The sequence below is a fragment of the Citrobacter sp. TBCS-14 genome, assembly GCF_005280805.1.
Lineage (GTDB): Bacteria > Pseudomonadota > Gammaproteobacteria > Enterobacterales > Enterobacteriaceae > Citrobacter > Citrobacter gillenii.
The window spans coordinates 273-485 of the sequence record NZ_SZWM01000663.1; the positions used below are offsets into that span (position 1 = coordinate 273).

1 protein-coding gene is annotated in these 213 nt (G+C 56.8%); it reads left to right on the forward strand.

What is annotated here, in order from left to right; all coding sequences use genetic code 11:
* The coding region (locus FDX22_RS31590) for an LptF/LptG family permease (RefSeq protein WP_370317654.1) at positions 1-213 on the forward strand (213 nt) is incomplete at both ends.

Here is a 213-nt window from a genome sequence, read left to right on the forward strand (position 1 = left end):
AGGTGGATGAATCCAACCTGACCGATCCGAAACAAATCACCGGCTCGCAAACGGTGAGCGGCACCTGGAAAACCAACCTGACGCCCGACAAGCTCGGCGTCGTGGCGTTGGATCCTGACGCGCTGTCGATTAGTGGTCTGCATAATTACGTGAAGTACCTGAAGTCGAGCGGCCAGGACGCCGGACGCTACCAGCTCAATATGTGGAGCAAAG